This is a genomic window from Roseburia sp. CLA-AA-H209 (assembly GCF_020687575.1).
Taxonomy (GTDB): Bacteria; Bacillota; Clostridia; order Lachnospirales; family Lachnospiraceae; genus Roseburia_C; species Roseburia_C amylophila.
Genome location: NZ_JAJEQU010000007.1, coordinates 106,937 through 123,375, shown reverse-complemented (window position 1 = coordinate 123,375; position 16,439 = coordinate 106,937). Strand labels below are relative to the sequence as shown.

Sequence of the window (16,439 nt, the reverse complement as noted above, 5' to 3'; positions counted from 1 at the left end):
GTCGCTTGCGACATCTACCTTATACGCCGCAGTGTGCATCCTCGCGGAGCGTTTTTTACTTTACAGGAAAGCAATTTCCTGTAAAGTAAAAAAGTGAAAGCTGCCACAAATGTGACAGCTTTCTATCTTATTAGTTGTACTTACGTTTTCTTGCAGCTTCCGACTTTTTCTTACGTTTAACACTTGGTTTCTCGTAATGCTCTCTTTTACGGATTTCCTGCTGGATACCAGCTTTCGCACAGTTTCTTTTGAATCTGCGTAAAGCGCTATCTAACGTCTCGTTTTCTTTTACGATTACATTTGACATTGTCTCACACCTAACCTCCCTCCAGTTGCGTATTGTGCATATTCAACTGTTTGGGTAATTTTATTGCACTACCAAAGATTATAGCATAATTTTCCCGTACGTCAACCGTTTTTTTGCTGTTTTTCCAATTTTCCGGAAAATATTTTTAATTCAGTATATTTTATGCTAACTGCTGTGCAAGAACAGTCTTTGCTTCTGTCAAAGCATCTTTGATGCCAGCCGGATTCTTACCACCAGCCTGAGCCATATTTGGACGGCCACCGCCGCCTCCGCCAACCTTCGCAACAATTCCCTTGATGAGGTTACCGGCATGTGCACCCTTGCCCATTGCTTCCTCAGTTGCCATTGCAACAAGATTTACTTTGCCATCACAATCAGAAGCTAATACGATAACACCTTCGCCAAGCTTCTCTTTGAGCTGGTCTCCTAAGTCTCTTAAACCATTCATATCTACACCGGAAACGCTGGTTGCTAAAAGTTTCACACCAGCTACTTCCTCCACCTGATTCATAACATCGCCTAATGCATCCTTTGCCGCTTTGCTCTTTAAGGATTCATTTTCAGACTGTAATGCTTTTACTTCGCCTAATACATGATTTACACGCTCAACAAGATTTGCAGGTGTCGCTTTTAATAATTTTGCAGCCTCTTTTAAGATTTCTTCTAACTGGTCATAATATTCAAATACACCTTTGGATGTCAGGGCTTCAATTCTTCTGACACCAGCCTGGATTCCAGCCTCGGAAACAATCTTAAATGCCTGGACTGCACTTGTATTGCTTACATGGGTACCACCGCAAAGCTCGGTAGAAAAATCTCCCATTTTTACAACACGGACGGTATCACCGTATTTCTCACCAAATAATGCCATTGCACCGGTCTTCTTTGCATCCTCTAAAGACATTACTTCTGTTATAACAGGAAGTGCTTCTGCAATTTTCTGGTTTACAATGTCTTCCACTTTGGTAATCTCATCTGCTGTCATTGCTGAGAAATGTGTAAAGTCAAATCTTAATCTGTGCTCGTCTACATAAGAACCGGACTGCTGTACATGGGTACCAAGTACTTCTCTTAAAGCTTCCTGAAGAAGATGTGTTGCACTGTGGTTCTTTCCGATTGCAAGTCTTCTGTCTGCATCAATGGAAAGTTCTACTTCATCACCGGTCTTAATCATTCCCTTGGTAACTTTACCAATATGTCCGACTTTGCCGCCAAGCATCTTTACGGTATCTTCTACTTCAAAGACAAAGCTTCCGTCCTTGCTGCTGATAACACCGGTATCTGCTACCTGTCCACCCATGGTTGCATAGAATGGAGTCTTCTCTACGAAAATAGTTCCAATCTCACCATCGGATAAAGCTTCTGTGATTTCAGTCTCGGTAGTCATTACTGTAATCCTGGAAGTATAAGTATTGTTCTCATATCCGACAAATTCAGTTGTAATACCTGGGTCGATGGATTCATATACGGTAACATCTGCACCCATGTAGTTGGTTACTTTTCTTGCTTTTCTTGCTTTCTCTCTCTGTTCTTCCATTGCAGCCTTAAATCCGGCTTCATCAATGGTAAATCCTTTTTCTTCTAAGATTTCCTGGGTCAGGTCAAGAGGGAATCCGTAAGTATCGTAAAGCTTGAAAGCATCCGCTCCGGATAATTCTTTCTTTCCTTCTTTTTCCAGCTTGTCCTGCATCTCTGCTAAGATAGCAAGTCCCTGATCAATTGTTTTATTGAATTTTTCTTCTTCCTGGGATAATACCTTGAAGATGAAATCTTTCTTCTCTTCTAATTCCGGATAACCATCCTTGCTCTCATGAATAACAGTATCACTGAGTTTTGCTAAGAACAGTCCGTCAATTCCAAGTAATCTGCCATGTCTTGCAGCGCGCCGAATCAGTCTTCTTAAAACATAACCTCTTCCCTCGTTACTTGGCATAATTCCGTCAGATACCATAAAGGTTACAGACCGGATATGGTCTGTAATCAGACGGATAGAAACATCATCTAATGCATCCTGCTGATAAGACTTTCCTGATAATTCACAAATCTTATCACGGATTGCTTTCATAGTATCAATATCAAATACGGAATCTACATCCTGCATAACAACTGCCAGACGCTCTAATCCCATTCCGGTATCAATATTTTTCTGGGAAAGCTCGGTATAACCACCTTTGCCATCTCCTTCGAACTGTGTAAATACGTTGTTCCATACTTCCATGAAACGGTCGCACTCACATCCTACTTTACAGTCAGGACTTCCACAGCCATATTTTTCTCCACGGTCATAATAGATTTCAGAACATGGTCCGCAAGGTCCTGCACCATGCTCCCAGAAGTTATCACATTCTCCGGTTTCCGGGTCACGATAGAATCTGGTAATTTTCTCTGCCGGAACACCGACTTCTTTAGTCCAGATTTCAAATGCTTCTTCGTCTTCTCCATAAATAGATGGATACAGACGCTCCGGGTCAAGCTCTAACACTTTTGTTAAGAATTCCCATGACCATGCAATTGCTTCATGTTTGAAATAATCACCAAAAGAGAAGTTTCCAAGCATCTCAAAGAAGGTAAGATGTCTTGCTGTCTTACCTACATTTTCAATATCTCCGGTACGAATACATTTCTGACAGGTTGTCACTCTTCTTCTCGGCGGAATCTCCTGTCCTGTAAAATATGGCTTTAATGGAGCCATACCAGCATTGATAAGCAGAAGACTGTTATCATTATGTGGTACTAAAGAAAAGCTCTTCATTGCCAGATGTCCTTTGCTCTCAAAGAATTCAAGATACATTCTTCTTAAGTCATTTACTCCGTATTTCTTCACAATAATTCCTCCAAAAAACTATTTTTCTTCCTTTTTATCTTCATGTAATGCCAGTTCCTTTGCATCTTTCCGTTTCCGCAGTGCAATACCTGTAAACACACCGAGAACTGCAATTGCAACCAGAATCACAAAAATAACTACATACTGTAAAAAACTGCCTCCAAATGCGAGAAATTTATCCATACATTCTTCCTCCTGATTTTAACTACGGGAACCACTTTTTACCGATTTCCCGTGTAACGAAATTGTTTCCTTCCCCTAAGCAGGAAACGTATTAAGTATAGACCAATTAATGGCATAATTCAAGAATTTCATTTGAGATTGTCCATATCAAATACCTGATTTTCTTTTTCGATATCCATGATTCGGTCCGTATACAAATGATTATCACATTTTTGCTTGTATTTTTCAATGGCAGAATAATCCTGCCACATATGCATCGGGAATACATAATCAGCTTCCACATTTTTCATAAAATAAGCCAAACCAAGGTCAGTATACGCACCAAGTCTCGGGTCTAAAACCACAAATGCCACATTAATATGCTCACCTTCTAACTTGCGTATCTGGTGTCTATAGTCCCGCTCCATCTTGCCATTAATCAGCTCTCCCACATGCTCCATCTTCCAGTTATGAAGGTCTCCTGCATGATAAATGGTCTTGCCACAGGTCTTTACCAGAAACGCCACACCGGCATCCGTGGAACGAAGGGTTTTTACCTTCACTTTTCCGATTTCATATTTCTTATCCGGAATAACATATTCGATACATTTCTTTGCCCGCTCCGGAATACCGTGTTTTTTCATAAAATTCGGACTCATTTTTGTATCTTTTGACAAAATAAAATGAATGTCTTCATAATCCTCTGCCAGTTTTAAAATATTCATATCAAAGTGGTCCTGATGCTTATGGCTTGCAAAGAAATAAATGGATTTGTCTTTGTCAAATACCGGAAGCACTCCGGTAAAAGTATAACCGGTTACACGGTTTCCTTCAAAATAATCAAATATCAAAACCACATCTTCCATTTCCACCACAAAACAGCTATGATGCACAAATATTACTTTCATATCGTTCCTCTCATTTCATTCTGCCAATAATTTCATTTGCTTTCCGGTATATTTCTTCCGGTTCAAATCCAATCTGAAATGTGTTATCTTCATAAAGAATTTGTCCATTTACCATGGTAAGCTTTACATTCTGTTTGCTTCCGCTGTATACAATATTCCTGACGAGATTATTTTCCGGCTGCATATTCGGCTGTTTTAAATCAAGCATGATTAAATCTGCTTTCTTTCCCTCTGCCAGACTATCGCATTCATTTAATCCCATGGCTGCAGCTCCTCCTGTCGTTGCCATATAAAGTACTTCTTCCGCACCAACACAGGCTGCATCCTTTTCTCTGACCTTTGCCAGACCGGTAGTTAAAAACATTTCCCGGAACATATCAAGGCAGTTGTTACTTGCCGGGCCATCTGTTCCGATAGCAAGATTAATTCCCTCTTTTATAAAGCGGTCAATCGGTGCGATTCCGCTTGCCAGCTTCAGATTCGATGCAGGATTCGTTACTGCCGTAAGATTTCTCTTTCGAAAAATTTCAAAATCCTCATCTTCAAAATATACACAGTGATAACCACCGCCGCCATATTGAAACATTCCAAGCTCTTCCATCAGTCGGGTCGGTGTCATTCCATAACGCTCCTTACACTGTTCTACTTCAAGTGCAGTCTCGGAATTATGGAAATATACCGGTGCATGCAGCTTTTCGGATAATGCTGCCACCTGTTTTAAGTGCTCTTTTGAGGTGGTATATTCCGCATGAAATCCCGGCACATAACCGGTTAAGTCACTCATTTCATTGACTTTATGATAAATTTCTTCCATCTCTTCAATGGAGCTTGTAAAATCATTGAAGCTGCTGACCTGCATGGTCCGGAATCCACAGTCTATGGAAGCCTTTGCAATCGTCTCCGGAAAGAAATACATATCAAAATTTGAAGTGATGCCACTGGTCAGATATTCCATGATGCCTAGTATGCTGAGCCAGTATATATCATCTGCCGTAAGCAGTGCCTCTTTCGGAAATACCTGCTTTGTCAGCCAGTCCTGTAATGGCAGGTCATCCGCATAGGAACGTAAAAATGTCATAGCCGTATGGGTATGGGCATTTTTAAATCCCGGCAGCAGCAGGTTTTTCTCTGCGTCAATTTCCCTGTCCCAAAGAATCATTCCTGCCGGCTCTTTTTCAAAAACACGTTCCGTATCAAGGCCATCCCCGATATAGATAATCTCATCCTTCTTTACCCACAATTCCCCGGTTATCACCTGAAAAGAATGTCCCTCTGACGGCGCTAAGATTCTGGCATTGTAAAAACGTATATTCATACGCAATCCCCTCCTTATCTTCTACCTTCTCCTGATAGATATCTGCCTCTTATATTTAATTTCTATAGCTGCCTCCCTCGCTATACCATTTTCTTACAGAAATGTTTTCATACCGGTAATAGAATCGGTCACCAGCTTTTTAAACAATGGTGCAACACGATCTGCTGTCTCCTGAACTTCACGGTGTGTCAGTGAAAATGGTGAAATTCCTGCCGCGAGATTTGAAATACAGGAAATACCGCAGATTTTCATCCCCATATGATTTGCTGCAATGGCTTCACAGGCTGTACTCATGCCTACCGCATCTGCCCCCAGTACACGACACATGGAAATCTCCTGTGGTGTTTCAAAATTCGGTCCTGATAACTGCAGGTAAGTGCCTTCCCGAAGCGGAATATCTGCTTCAATGGCAGCTTTTCGGATTATTTTCTGTAAATCCTCATCATAGATATGGCTCATATCCGGGAACCTTTCCCCCAGTTCATCGATATTTGCCCCGATTAAAGGAGATGGTACAAAGCAGCCAATCTGCCCGGTAATCATCATCAAATCTCCGGCTTTCATTCCCTGCTGTATTCCCCCTGCAGCATTGGTAAGAAAGAGTACCTTTGCTCCCATCATTTTCATTAATCTTGTTGGCAGCACAACATCCTGCATGGAATAACCTTCGTAATAATGCACACGTCCCTGCATACATACTACCGGCACATCCCCTACATAACCGAATACAAAGCGCCCCTTATGTCCCGGTACCGTTGATACCGGAAACCCTTCGATATCGTGATAATCAAGCACTGCTTCCACCTTCATATTTGTGTCAGCATAATCTCCTAATCCAGAGCCTAAAATCAATGCCGCCTGTGGTTTAAAATCAATCTTATCTTCAAAACATGCATAACATTTTAAAAGCTTTTCATATACTTCGTTCATGCTCCTCACTCCTTTTAACAATTATACCTTCCTATGTATTAAAAATCAAATAAAGAAAGCTGGTTCGATTCCGGCAAGTCCCCGAATAATCCAAGGTCTCCCATCAGATCAATTACGGTCTTACTAACTTTGGTCCGTTGCCTGAAATCATCCTTGGATAGAAATGGACCATCCTTGGCAGCCTCTACCACTGCCTCTGCCGCCTTCTCGCCAAGACCATCTATCGTACTTAAGGCAGGCATCAGTTTGCCATCAATAATCTGGAAACGGGATGCCTGGGCTTTATATAAATCAATGGTCCAGAACTCATAGCCTCTTGCATACATTTCCTGCACAATACGCATATCCTTATAGGTATCCTGCTCCTTCTTCGATAGTGAATCCTTTCGTTTCTCATAATCACGCATGAAGTAATTCAGCTTATCCTTTCCCTGACACATAAGCTCATAACTGAATCCGGTTGCACGGATGGAAAAGTATGCTGCATAATATGCCAGCGGATAAAATACCTTACAGTAAGCAATACGCCACGCCATCATAACGTATGCCGCCGCATGGGCCTTCGGGAACATATACTTAATCTTCTTACAGGACCAGATATACCAGTCCGGTACGCCGTGGGCAGTCATTTCTTCCTCCCACTCCGGTTTTAAGCCCTTTCCCTTACGGACAGACTCCATAATGGTAAAGGATTCCTCACTGTCAAGTCCCATACTGATAAGATAAATCATGATATCATCACGGGTACAGATTGCCGTAGAAATGGTTGCTTTTCCCTCTTCAATCAATGTCTGGGCATTTCCTAACCATACATCCGTACCGTGTGACAGACCTGCAATTCGAATCAGATGGGAAAAGGACTGCGGGTCTGCGTCAATTAACATCTGCATCGCAAAGTCTGTTCCAAACTCTGGAATTCCAAGTGCTCCAAGTGTACAGTTTGTCAACATATCCGGTGTAATACTCAGTGCACTGGTATTCTTAAATAAGGACATGACGGACTTATCATCCAGCGGAATCTTCTGTGCATCAATTCCGGTTAAGTCCTCAAGCATACGGATCATGGTCGGATCGTCGTGTCCGAGAATATCAAGCTTTAATAAGTTGTGATCAATGGAATGGTACTCAAAATGAGTCGTAATAATATCGGTTGTCATATCATTAGCAGGATGCTGAATCGGTGTAAAGGAATAAATCTCTTCCCCCACCGGCAATACTACGATACCTCCCGGATGCTGTCCGGTGGTCCGGTGGATTCCCACGCAGCCCTGCACAATCCGGTCTATCTCACAATTTCTCTTATGCACACCATGCTCTTCATAATAATTCTTTACATAACCGAATGCGGTTTTATCTGCCAGCGTACCAATGGTTCCGGCACGGAAAGTCTGTCCCGCACCGAAAATTACTTCTGTATATTTATGGGATTTACTCTGGTAATCACCGGAGAAATTAAGATCAATATCCGGCTCTTTATTTCCCTTAAATCCAAGGAATGTTTCAAACGGAATATCAAAACCGGCTTTCACTAACGGCTTGCCACAGTTCGGACACCGCTTATCCGGCATGTCACAACCGGACTGTCCGCCATATTTCTTTACTTCCGGCGAATCAAAATCACTGTAATGACAGTGGGCACAGTAATAATGCGGTGCCAGCGGATTTACCTCCGTGATTCCGGACATGGTTGCCGCAAAAGAAGAACCTACGGATCCACGGGAACCTACCAGATAACCATCCTCATTTGATTTCCAAACCAGCTTCTGGGCAATGATATACATTACCGCATAACCGTTTCCGATGATGGATTTTAACTCCCGCTCCAATCGCTCCGATACGATTTCCGGCAAATCCTCTCCATACATCTCATGTGCCTTGTTATAGCAGATATCACGCAGCATCTGGTCGGAATTTTCAATCACCGGCGGACATTTATCCGGACGAACCGGAGAAATGCGCTCGCACATATCTGCAATCATATTGGTATTATCGATAACGACTTCTTTCGCTTTCTCACTGCCTAAATAGCTGAATTCCTCCAACATTTCTTCTGTGGTACGAAGATATAGCGGAGCCTGCTCATCGGCATCCTTAAAGCCTTTACCAGCCAGAATAATCCGGCGGTATACCTCATCCTCCGGGTCCATAAAATGCACATCACAGGTTGCCACAACCGGCTTATGGAATTCTTCTCCTAATTTTACAATCCGGCGGTTAATGTCCTTTAATTCATCCATGGTGGAAATCGGTGCTTTTTCATCTTTTATCATAAATGCATTATTTCCAAGAGGCTGGATTTCAAGATAATCATAAAACTTCACCAGACGAATAATCTCTTCCTGCGGCCGTCCCTGTAAAATTGCCTGATAAAGTTCTCCCGCCTCACAGGCAGAACCAATCAGTAAGCCTTCCTTGTGTTTTAAGTATTCGCTCTTTGGAATTCTCGCCCTCTGATGGAAATAATCAAGGTGGGATAAGGATATCAGCTTATAGAGATTCACACGACCCAGATCATTCGTTGCAAGAATAATAGCATGATGGGTCGGCATCTTCATAACGGTCTCTTTGCTGACATGTCCCTCGGCATTTAATTCATCCAGTGTATTGATGCCACGGTCAGCAAGCATTTTTACAAACTTTTCGAATATTTCAGCGGTACATGCTGCATCGTCTACCGCACGGTGATGATTCTCCAGCGAAATATTTAATGCCCTTGCTACGGTATCCAGCTTAAAACGGTTCAGATTCGGCAGCAACATTCGTGCCATGGCAACGGTATCTGCAATGGTAAAATCATAAGGAATGCTTAAACGGTCACAGTTATATTTGATAAAACTCATATCAAAATCAGCATTGTGTGCTACCATAACAGCACCATCACAAAAGGCTAAGAACTCCGGCATAACTTCTGCAATCACCGGTGCCGTAATTACCATATCATCTTTGATTCCGGTCAGATTTTCAATGTGGAACGGAATCGGCACTTCCGGATTAACAAAAGTGGAAAAACGCTCGGTTATATTCCCCTTTTCTACTTTTACCGCACCAATTTCAATAATTTTATTTACCAGCGGTGAAAATCCGGTGGTCTCTATATCGAATACCACATAGGTATCCTGCAGGGACTGATTCTTTGAATTTTCTACAATGTCCTTTAAGTCATCCACAAGATAAGCTTCCACACCATAGATAATCTTAAAGTCCGGGTCATCCGGCAGTGCATGGTTTGCAATCGGGAATGCCTGGACATTTCCATGATCGGTAATCGCCAGTGCCTTATGTCCCCACTTATATGCCCTTTTTACCAGATCTCCTACATCAGTAACACCATCCATGTCACTCATCTTGGTATGGCAATGAAGCTCTACTCTCTTTAACGGGCTGTTGTCCATTCTTATTGTAGTAAAATCAGGGATTTTCTTAATTCCGACAATGGAGCCGATGGTCAGCTCACTGTCAAATTTATCAATGGTCGTTACACCTTTAATTTTAAGAAATGCTCCCTTTTTCAAATCTCCCATCAGTTCCGGTAGATTCTCATTTTTTGTAAAGATTTTAAGCACAATGGAATCCGTAAAATCCGTTACTGACATAATGATAATTGTCTTTTCACCACGGATTTCTCTTGTATCTAATGTCATTATCTGTCCACGGATGACAACTTCTCCCATTTCACCTACGATGGTCTCAATCGGAATTGCATCCTCTTCAAAATCACGGCCATAAATAACATCCGGATTGTCTGATTTTTTAACAAAATCTCTTCTCTGGAAGGAAGATTTTCCCTTGAAATCCTTTCCGCCGGAAAAGTTATTCTTTCCAGCAGCAGGCACTGCTCCTGTGCCTTCTGCACCGGTGGTCTGATTTTTTTCCTGGACAGCAGGAACTTTTTCTGTCTTCGCTGCTTCTGCATTCCGCTGTACTTCTGCCTCTTTTATTGCAGGCTGTTCCATGCCATCCGTATTCTGCGTTCTTGCTGCTGCAGTACGTGCCACGATATGGGCAACCTCTGTTTCAATCTGGCTGTCTGCGCTCTTTAAATAATTATTTTCTGCCGGTTTCTCATACTGTGACTCAATCATTAATTTTAATCCACAACGTTCGCAGATGATTTTTTCTAAGATATCAATCAGTTCATTGCTCCGCTCTGTGGCAACAATAGTATCCTCTAAAGTAAGAATCATATGGTCTTCCCGGTCAAATTCCATTTTGCTGCAGCGCATCAGATTATAGAGCAATACGCTGTAATTGCGAATCTCTTCTAAAATACTCTCCCGGTATACCGCCATCAGTTTTTCCGGTGTATACTGGCTGGATAAATTAAATTTTTCTATGATTTTAACAGCTACCTCCTTGTGCGGAAATAGCTGTTGTCTGATTTCTTGTTCAATATGATAGATTTCCGGTTTTGGAATTAGCCTTGTACTCTCTAAATAAATCCGCAGTGCATTCTGTGCGGAATTCGATGCCACTTTTGTAATCTCTGTTTCTTTCAAAAGTGCACTCATCTCTCCGGTAATCTTTAATGTTGGAAAAACTTCAAAAAACAGTTTTGCCATAATTTTTCCTACTCCTTGTTCCAGTTCAAAAGTTCCTTTCTCAATTCACTTAAGAGCTGATTCTCCGGTACTTTACGGTCTATCTGACCATGCTTTATAATTAGTCCTTCTCCCACACCGCCGGCAATTCCGATATCGGCTTCCTTTGCTTCTCCCGGTCCGTTGACTACACAGCCCATAACAGCAACCTTGATGTCTAAAGGAATGTCCGCTACCATATTCTCTACCTGATTTGCCAGTTCGATTAAGTTGATTCTTGTTCTTCCACAGGTCGGACAGGATACAACTTCTATGCCACCTTTACGAAGCCCTAAAGTTCTTAAAATCAGTTTTGCTGATTTAATTTCTTCTAACGGATCTCCGGTTAATGAAACACGAATGGTATCTCCGATTCCCTGATTTAAAATCAGTCCCAGTCCAATGGAGGATTTAATATTTCCACTGATAATCGTTCCTGCCTCTGTAATTCCCACATGCAGTGGATGATCGGTTTGCTCAGCAATCAGTTCATGGGCTTTTACACACATCATAACATCTGAAGATTTGATACTGATAACGAGATTGTCATATCCCATATCTTCAATAAGATGCACTTTATCCAAAGCACTTTCTACAATGCCTTCTGCGGTAACACCATGATATTTTTCTACTAAATCCTTTTCCAGTGAACCGCTGTTGACTCCCACACGGATTGGAATATTTCTTTCCTTTGCTACGTCTACCACAGCCTGCACACGCTCTTTGCCTCCGATGTTGCCCGGATTGATTCTGATTTTATCTGCTCCATGCTCCATGGCAGCAATAGCCAGCCGGTAATCAAAATGAATATCTGCAACCAGTGGTATTGCTATCTGCTTCTTAATCTCAGTCAATGCTTCTGCGGCTTCCATTGTCGGCACCGCACAGCGGATGATATCACAGCCTGCCGCTGCCAGACGGTTAATCTGCTCTACGGTTGCTTTTACATCCTCTGTCTTTGTATTGGTCATTGACTGTATCAGGATTGGATTTTTTCCACCGATGATACGGTCTCCTATTTTTACCACTTTCGTATCTTTTCGTTCCATGATTGCTTTTCCTCCTGTGCAGGATTATTTAAAATAATTTTCGAATATCATTAAACATGACAAGCACCATCAATGCCAGAAGCAGCATCAGTCCGACAAAATGAACCATACCCTCTTTGTCCGGATCCACCCGTTTCTTTCTGACGGCTTCTATAATCAGAAATACCAGTCTTCCTCCGTCTAATGCCGGTAATGGAAGCAGGTTCATAATTCCAAGATTGGCAGTCAGCATTATGGAATAATTAATTAATGTCAATACCACCGATAGCGTTCCCGCTGACTTGCTCTCGTCATAAGTATCACCAATATTCTTTACAATACCTACCGGTCCCGAAAGTTCATTGACACTGACTCTTCCGGTCACTAACATCTTCAAGCTGTCCATGGTAACTTCTATCCAGTATTTCACTTCATATACGCTATATTTTATAGTCTCAAAAATATTACCCCGCTCACGCATGGTATTTCCATAGATTCCAAAGAGATTTCTTCCTGCTTCTTCATTATATTTCGGGCTGATGGTACAGGTATATTCCTCTCCATCTCTTTCATAGGTCACTTCCAGATTCTCATTGGAATGAAACAGCGTGTAAACACTTACTTCACGATAAATATGAATGTTCTTTCCATTGATTTCTTTAATGATATCTCCAGCCTGAAGTCCTGCTTCCTCTGCCGGATATCCTTCCATAACACCTTTTACCTCCGGCCGGTCAAATCCGGCTGTCCCGATAACAATCAGTGCCAGAAGGAATGCCAAAATAAAGTTAAAAACCGGTCCTGCCGCTACAACTGCTATTCTCGCCCATACGGACTTGCTGTTAAAGGAGCCTTCACTTTCCGACTCTCCGTCTTCGCCTTCCATCATACATGCTCCACCAAAAGGCAGCAGTTTTATGGAATATTTTGTCTCTCCCTTTGTAATTCCAAATAGCGTTGGTCCAAGTCCCAGACAAAATTCATTTACTTTGATTTTATTTTTCTTTGCCAGCAAAAAATGTCCCAGTTCATGAAAAATAATAATAAAACTGAACATTAAGATTGCAATGATTATTTTCAATCTACCACCTGCTCTCTATATACTCATACGCGGCCTGCTCTGTTGCAAGGATTTCTTCTACGGACGGACTGGCAATATAGGTACACTGCTCCATACACGCCTGTGCGATTTCCGGAATCTCTAAGAAACGAATCTTTCCGTCTAAGAACATTGCTACCGCTCTCTCATTTGCTGCATTAAAAGCAGTCGGAATGTTACCGCCCTTTCTGCAGGCTTCATAAGCCAGCTTCAATCCATAAAAAGTCTCCATATCCGGCTCTTCCAATGTAATTGCCTTCATTTTCCAGAAATCAAGCCGGTCTCCACTTAAGTGTAACCGGTTCGGATAATACAGGGCATACTGGATTGGAAGCCGCATATCTGCTGTTCCAAGCTGTGCAATGACTGCACCGTCTTCATACTCTACCATAGAATGTATGATACTCTGTGGTTGTACTACAACCTGAATCTGGTCTGCATTTACATCAAACAGCCATTTTGCTTCAATGACTTCAAGTCCCTTATTTATCATGGTTGCGGAATCAATAGTGATTTTACGTCCCATGCTCCAGTTCGGATGCTTCAATGCATCTTCCACTTTTACCTGTTCTAATTCCGCCCGCTTCTTTCCACGGAATGGTCCGCCGGAAGCTGTCAAAAGTATTTTTGCAATTTTATTGTCTCCGGCTCCCTGCAGAGACTGAAAGATTGCACTGTGTTCACTGTCCACTGGAAGGATTTTCACATTACATTCCTTTGCCAGCGGCATAATAATATGTCCTGCGGTAACTAAAGTCTCCTTATTAGCTAGTGCAATGTCCTTTCCTGCTTTCATAGCGGCTATGGTCGGACGGATACCAAGCATACCCACAATGGCAGTTACAAGAATCTCTGCTTTCTCTTCCGTTGCTACTTCTAAAAGTCCTTCCATCCCGGAAGCCACCTTTACCTTCAAATCTGCAACCCTTGTCCGAAGCTCAATCGCGTCCTCTTCTGCCCATACAGCAACCAAAGCCGGATGAAACTCCCGGATCTGTTCTTCTAATTTTGCAATATTATGTCCTGCCGCAAGTGCAGTTACTTCAATATCTCCATGTTCTCTTACAACAGAAAGTGTCTGGGTTCCAATGGAACCAGTGGAACCTAAAATTGCAATCTTCTTCATGCTTCCTCCTACTTGCCAATCAGATATAATGCAAGATAATAAATAATTGGCGCTGTAAATATTACACTGTCAAAACGATCTAAGATTCCACCATGGCCAGGAATCAGTCTGCCATAATCTTTAATGTCATAATTACGTTTGATTGCAGATGCAGTCAGGTCTCCAATCATAGATATGATTGCCCCAATCGCACAAATCATGCAAAGCATAATGATATCACGGTTGGTGCTTCCCATAGAGCCCTGGAAAACAAAGCAATAAATCAGGGTTAATAATGCTGCTCCCACTACTCCGCCAACAGCTCCTTCCCAGGATTTCTTCGGAGAAAGCACCGGTGCCATCTTGTGTTTTCCAATCAGCACACCCACACAATATGCACAGGTATCGCAGCCCCAGGAGCATAAGAAAATTAACCATACAATATAAGCTCCACCCGGTAGCATTCTGGTCTGATATACATAAGAAAGCATCACCGATACATAAAATACACCAAAAAATGCTGCTAACATCTGCTCGGTATGATATTTCGGATAAGAAAATACATATACAAACATCAGCACTACCAAAAGTGCGATGACAAATAACATCATATCCGGAATAAACTGAAATTTCAGATTGCAATAATATACAATCGTTGCCAGTCCGCCGACTACACCGGCACAGCTTTTTTCAATTTTAAACACACGATACAGTTCATATAATCCAATCAAAGAAATAATTCCGGTTACTGCCAGCAGCAAATCATTTCCGGTAATAATGAATACCAGTGCCAGAATTACCAGCACGATTCCACTTAATAATCTTGTCTTAAACATATTACTCCTCCTCTATCTTTCCATATCTCCGGTCTCTTCCGCTGTAATCCTCTACTGCTTTACGCAGTTCTTCCGGTGTAAAGTCCGGCCATGGAACTTCTGTAAAATATAACTCACTATAAGCAAACTGCCACAGCAAGAAGTTGGAAAGCCGCTGTTCTCCACTGGTGCGGATCATAAGATCAGGATCCGGGATATCTTTCGTATCAAGATAGGATGCATATTTCTCTTCGGTAATCTCCTCTGCCGAAATACCATCCTGCCACATTTTCTTCATTCCACGGATCATTTCATCTCTTGCTCCATAATTAATGGCAATCTGTAAATTCAGTCCCGTATTATGGGCAGATTCTCTTTCCAATACAGCAATCTGCTGCTGGAATTTATCATCCAGCCGGCTGGTATCTCCGATTACACGGACTCTCATATTATTCTTGTCCGCTGTCTTTATACAGTTCTTAAGATAACTGCTCAAAAGCTTCATCAAAGCATCTACTTCATTCTGTGGACGGTTCCAGTTCTCTGTGGAAAATGCATACATGGTTACATATTCTATACCCAGATCATGCGCTGCTTTACAGATAACTTCAACATTCTTTGCCCCCATGGTATGTCCATAGTTTCTTGGCATTCCTCTTTTCTTTGCCCATCGTCCGTTTCCATCCAGAATAATTGCAACATGTTTTGGAATCTTCATCTTTGTTCTCCTTTTTACAGATGTTTACAACATAAAAGGGGACACGGCAATCGCGCTATGTCCCCATATGTGTCGTACATGGATAAGATTATACCGTAAGGATTTCCTTTGTCTTTTCCTCTACTGCACCATCAATTTTTGCAATATATTTATCCGTAATTTTCTGAGTATCGTTTTCTAATTCTTTTAATTCATCCTCAGATACTTCATTTGCTTTGTTCTGTTTCTTGAATGCATCATTGGCATCCCTTCTGATATTACGGATTGCCACCTTGGCATTCTCACCTTTTTTCTTAATATCCTTTGCCAGTTCTTTACGTCTTTCCTCGGTAAGCTCCGGGAATACAAGACGGATTACTTTACCATCGTTGGTTGGATTTAAGCCTAAATCAGATGTTAAAATTGCTTTTTCAATCTCTTTTACAAGAGATGCTTCCCAAGGCTGGATCTGAATCATTCTTGGCTCCGGAACATTGATATTTGCCACCTGCTGTAACGGGGTCGGTGTTCCATAATAATCTACAGTAATTCTGTCTAAGATATGCGGATTCGCTCTTCCTGCCCGGATAGTTGCATATTCTTCCACAAGATTCTCGTATGATTTCTGCATTTTCTCTTCATATGGGTTTAATCTGCTATCCATAAATAATC

The 16,439-nt window shown here is 41.8% G+C and carries 12 protein-coding genes and 1 pseudogene; all 13 read right to left on the bottom strand.

Going from position 1 to position 16,439, the window contains the following annotated elements; translation table 11 throughout:
- Positions 1 to 130 precede the first annotated feature (130 nt).
- Complete coding sequence (gene rpsU / locus LKD41_RS08555) at positions 131 to 307, bottom strand: 30S ribosomal protein S21 (RefSeq protein WP_021737899.1); 177 nt, start codon at positions 305 to 307, stop codon at positions 131 to 133.
- Positions 308 to 467: 160 nt separating this feature from the next.
- Positions 468 to 3,131, bottom strand: coding sequence for an alanine--tRNA ligase (alaS, locus tag LKD41_RS08550; protein ID WP_022243263.1), 2,664 nt, complete (start codon positions 3,129 to 3,131; stop codon positions 468 to 470).
- Between the two features lie 18 nt (positions 3,132 to 3,149).
- Positions 3,150 to 3,314, bottom strand: coding sequence for a hypothetical protein (locus LKD41_RS08545; protein WP_022243264.1), 165 nt, complete (start codon positions 3,312 to 3,314; stop codon positions 3,150 to 3,152).
- Positions 3,315 to 3,442: 128 nt separating this feature from the next.
- Entirely contained in the window at positions 3,443 to 4,201 is a 759-nt protein-coding gene (locus tag LKD41_RS08540) for an MBL fold metallo-hydrolase (RefSeq protein WP_227700926.1), read from the bottom strand.
- 10 nt (positions 4,202 to 4,211) lie between these two features.
- Positions 4,212 to 5,516, bottom strand: a complete 1,305-nt coding sequence (locus LKD41_RS08535; RefSeq protein ID WP_022243266.1) for an amidohydrolase — start codon at positions 5,514 to 5,516, stop codon at positions 4,212 to 4,214.
- Positions 5,517 to 5,609: 93 nt separating this feature from the next.
- Entirely contained in the window at positions 5,610 to 6,446 is an 837-nt protein-coding gene (locus LKD41_RS08530) for a purine-nucleoside phosphorylase (protein ID WP_022243267.1), read from the bottom strand.
- A gap of 38 nt (positions 6,447 to 6,484) precedes the next feature.
- The gene (locus tag LKD41_RS08525) at positions 6,485 to 11,005 is read right to left on the bottom strand and encodes a PolC-type DNA polymerase III (protein WP_022243268.1); all 4,521 of its coding nucleotides are present in this window, start codon (positions 11,003 to 11,005) and stop codon (positions 6,485 to 6,487) included.
- An 8-nt stretch (positions 11,006 to 11,013) separates the two neighbouring features.
- Positions 11,014 to 12,072: a flavodoxin-dependent (E)-4-hydroxy-3-methylbut-2-enyl-diphosphate synthase gene (gene ispG, locus LKD41_RS08520; protein ID WP_022243269.1), complete on the bottom strand. Its 1,059-nt coding sequence runs from the start codon at positions 12,070 to 12,072 to the stop codon at positions 11,014 to 11,016.
- Between the two features lie 28 nt (positions 12,073 to 12,100).
- Positions 12,101 to 13,132, bottom strand: coding sequence for an RIP metalloprotease RseP (gene rseP, locus LKD41_RS08515; RefSeq protein WP_022243270.1), 1,032 nt, complete (start codon positions 13,130 to 13,132; stop codon positions 12,101 to 12,103).
- 1 nt (position 13,133) lies between these two features.
- Positions 13,134 to 14,276 carry a 1-deoxy-D-xylulose-5-phosphate reductoisomerase gene (gene dxr, locus LKD41_RS08510; RefSeq protein ID WP_022243271.1) on the bottom strand — a complete coding sequence of 381 codons (1,143 nt, stop codon included), beginning with the start codon at positions 14,274 to 14,276 and terminating at the stop codon, positions 13,134 to 13,136.
- An 8-nt stretch (positions 14,277 to 14,284) separates the two neighbouring features.
- Positions 14,285 to 15,091, bottom strand: coding sequence for a phosphatidate cytidylyltransferase (locus LKD41_RS08505; RefSeq protein ID WP_022243272.1), 807 nt, complete (start codon positions 15,089 to 15,091; stop codon positions 14,285 to 14,287).
- Between the two features lies 1 nt (position 15,092).
- Positions 15,093 to 15,794 (bottom strand): annotated as a pseudogene (locus LKD41_RS08500) (isoprenyl transferase); the annotation flags it as partial.
- An 82-nt stretch (positions 15,795 to 15,876) separates the two neighbouring features.
- A complete protein-coding gene (frr, locus tag LKD41_RS08495; RefSeq protein WP_022243274.1) occupies positions 15,877 to 16,431 on the bottom strand; it encodes a ribosome recycling factor in 555 nt (184 codons plus the stop codon).
- Between the last annotated feature and the right edge of the window lie 8 nt (positions 16,432 to 16,439).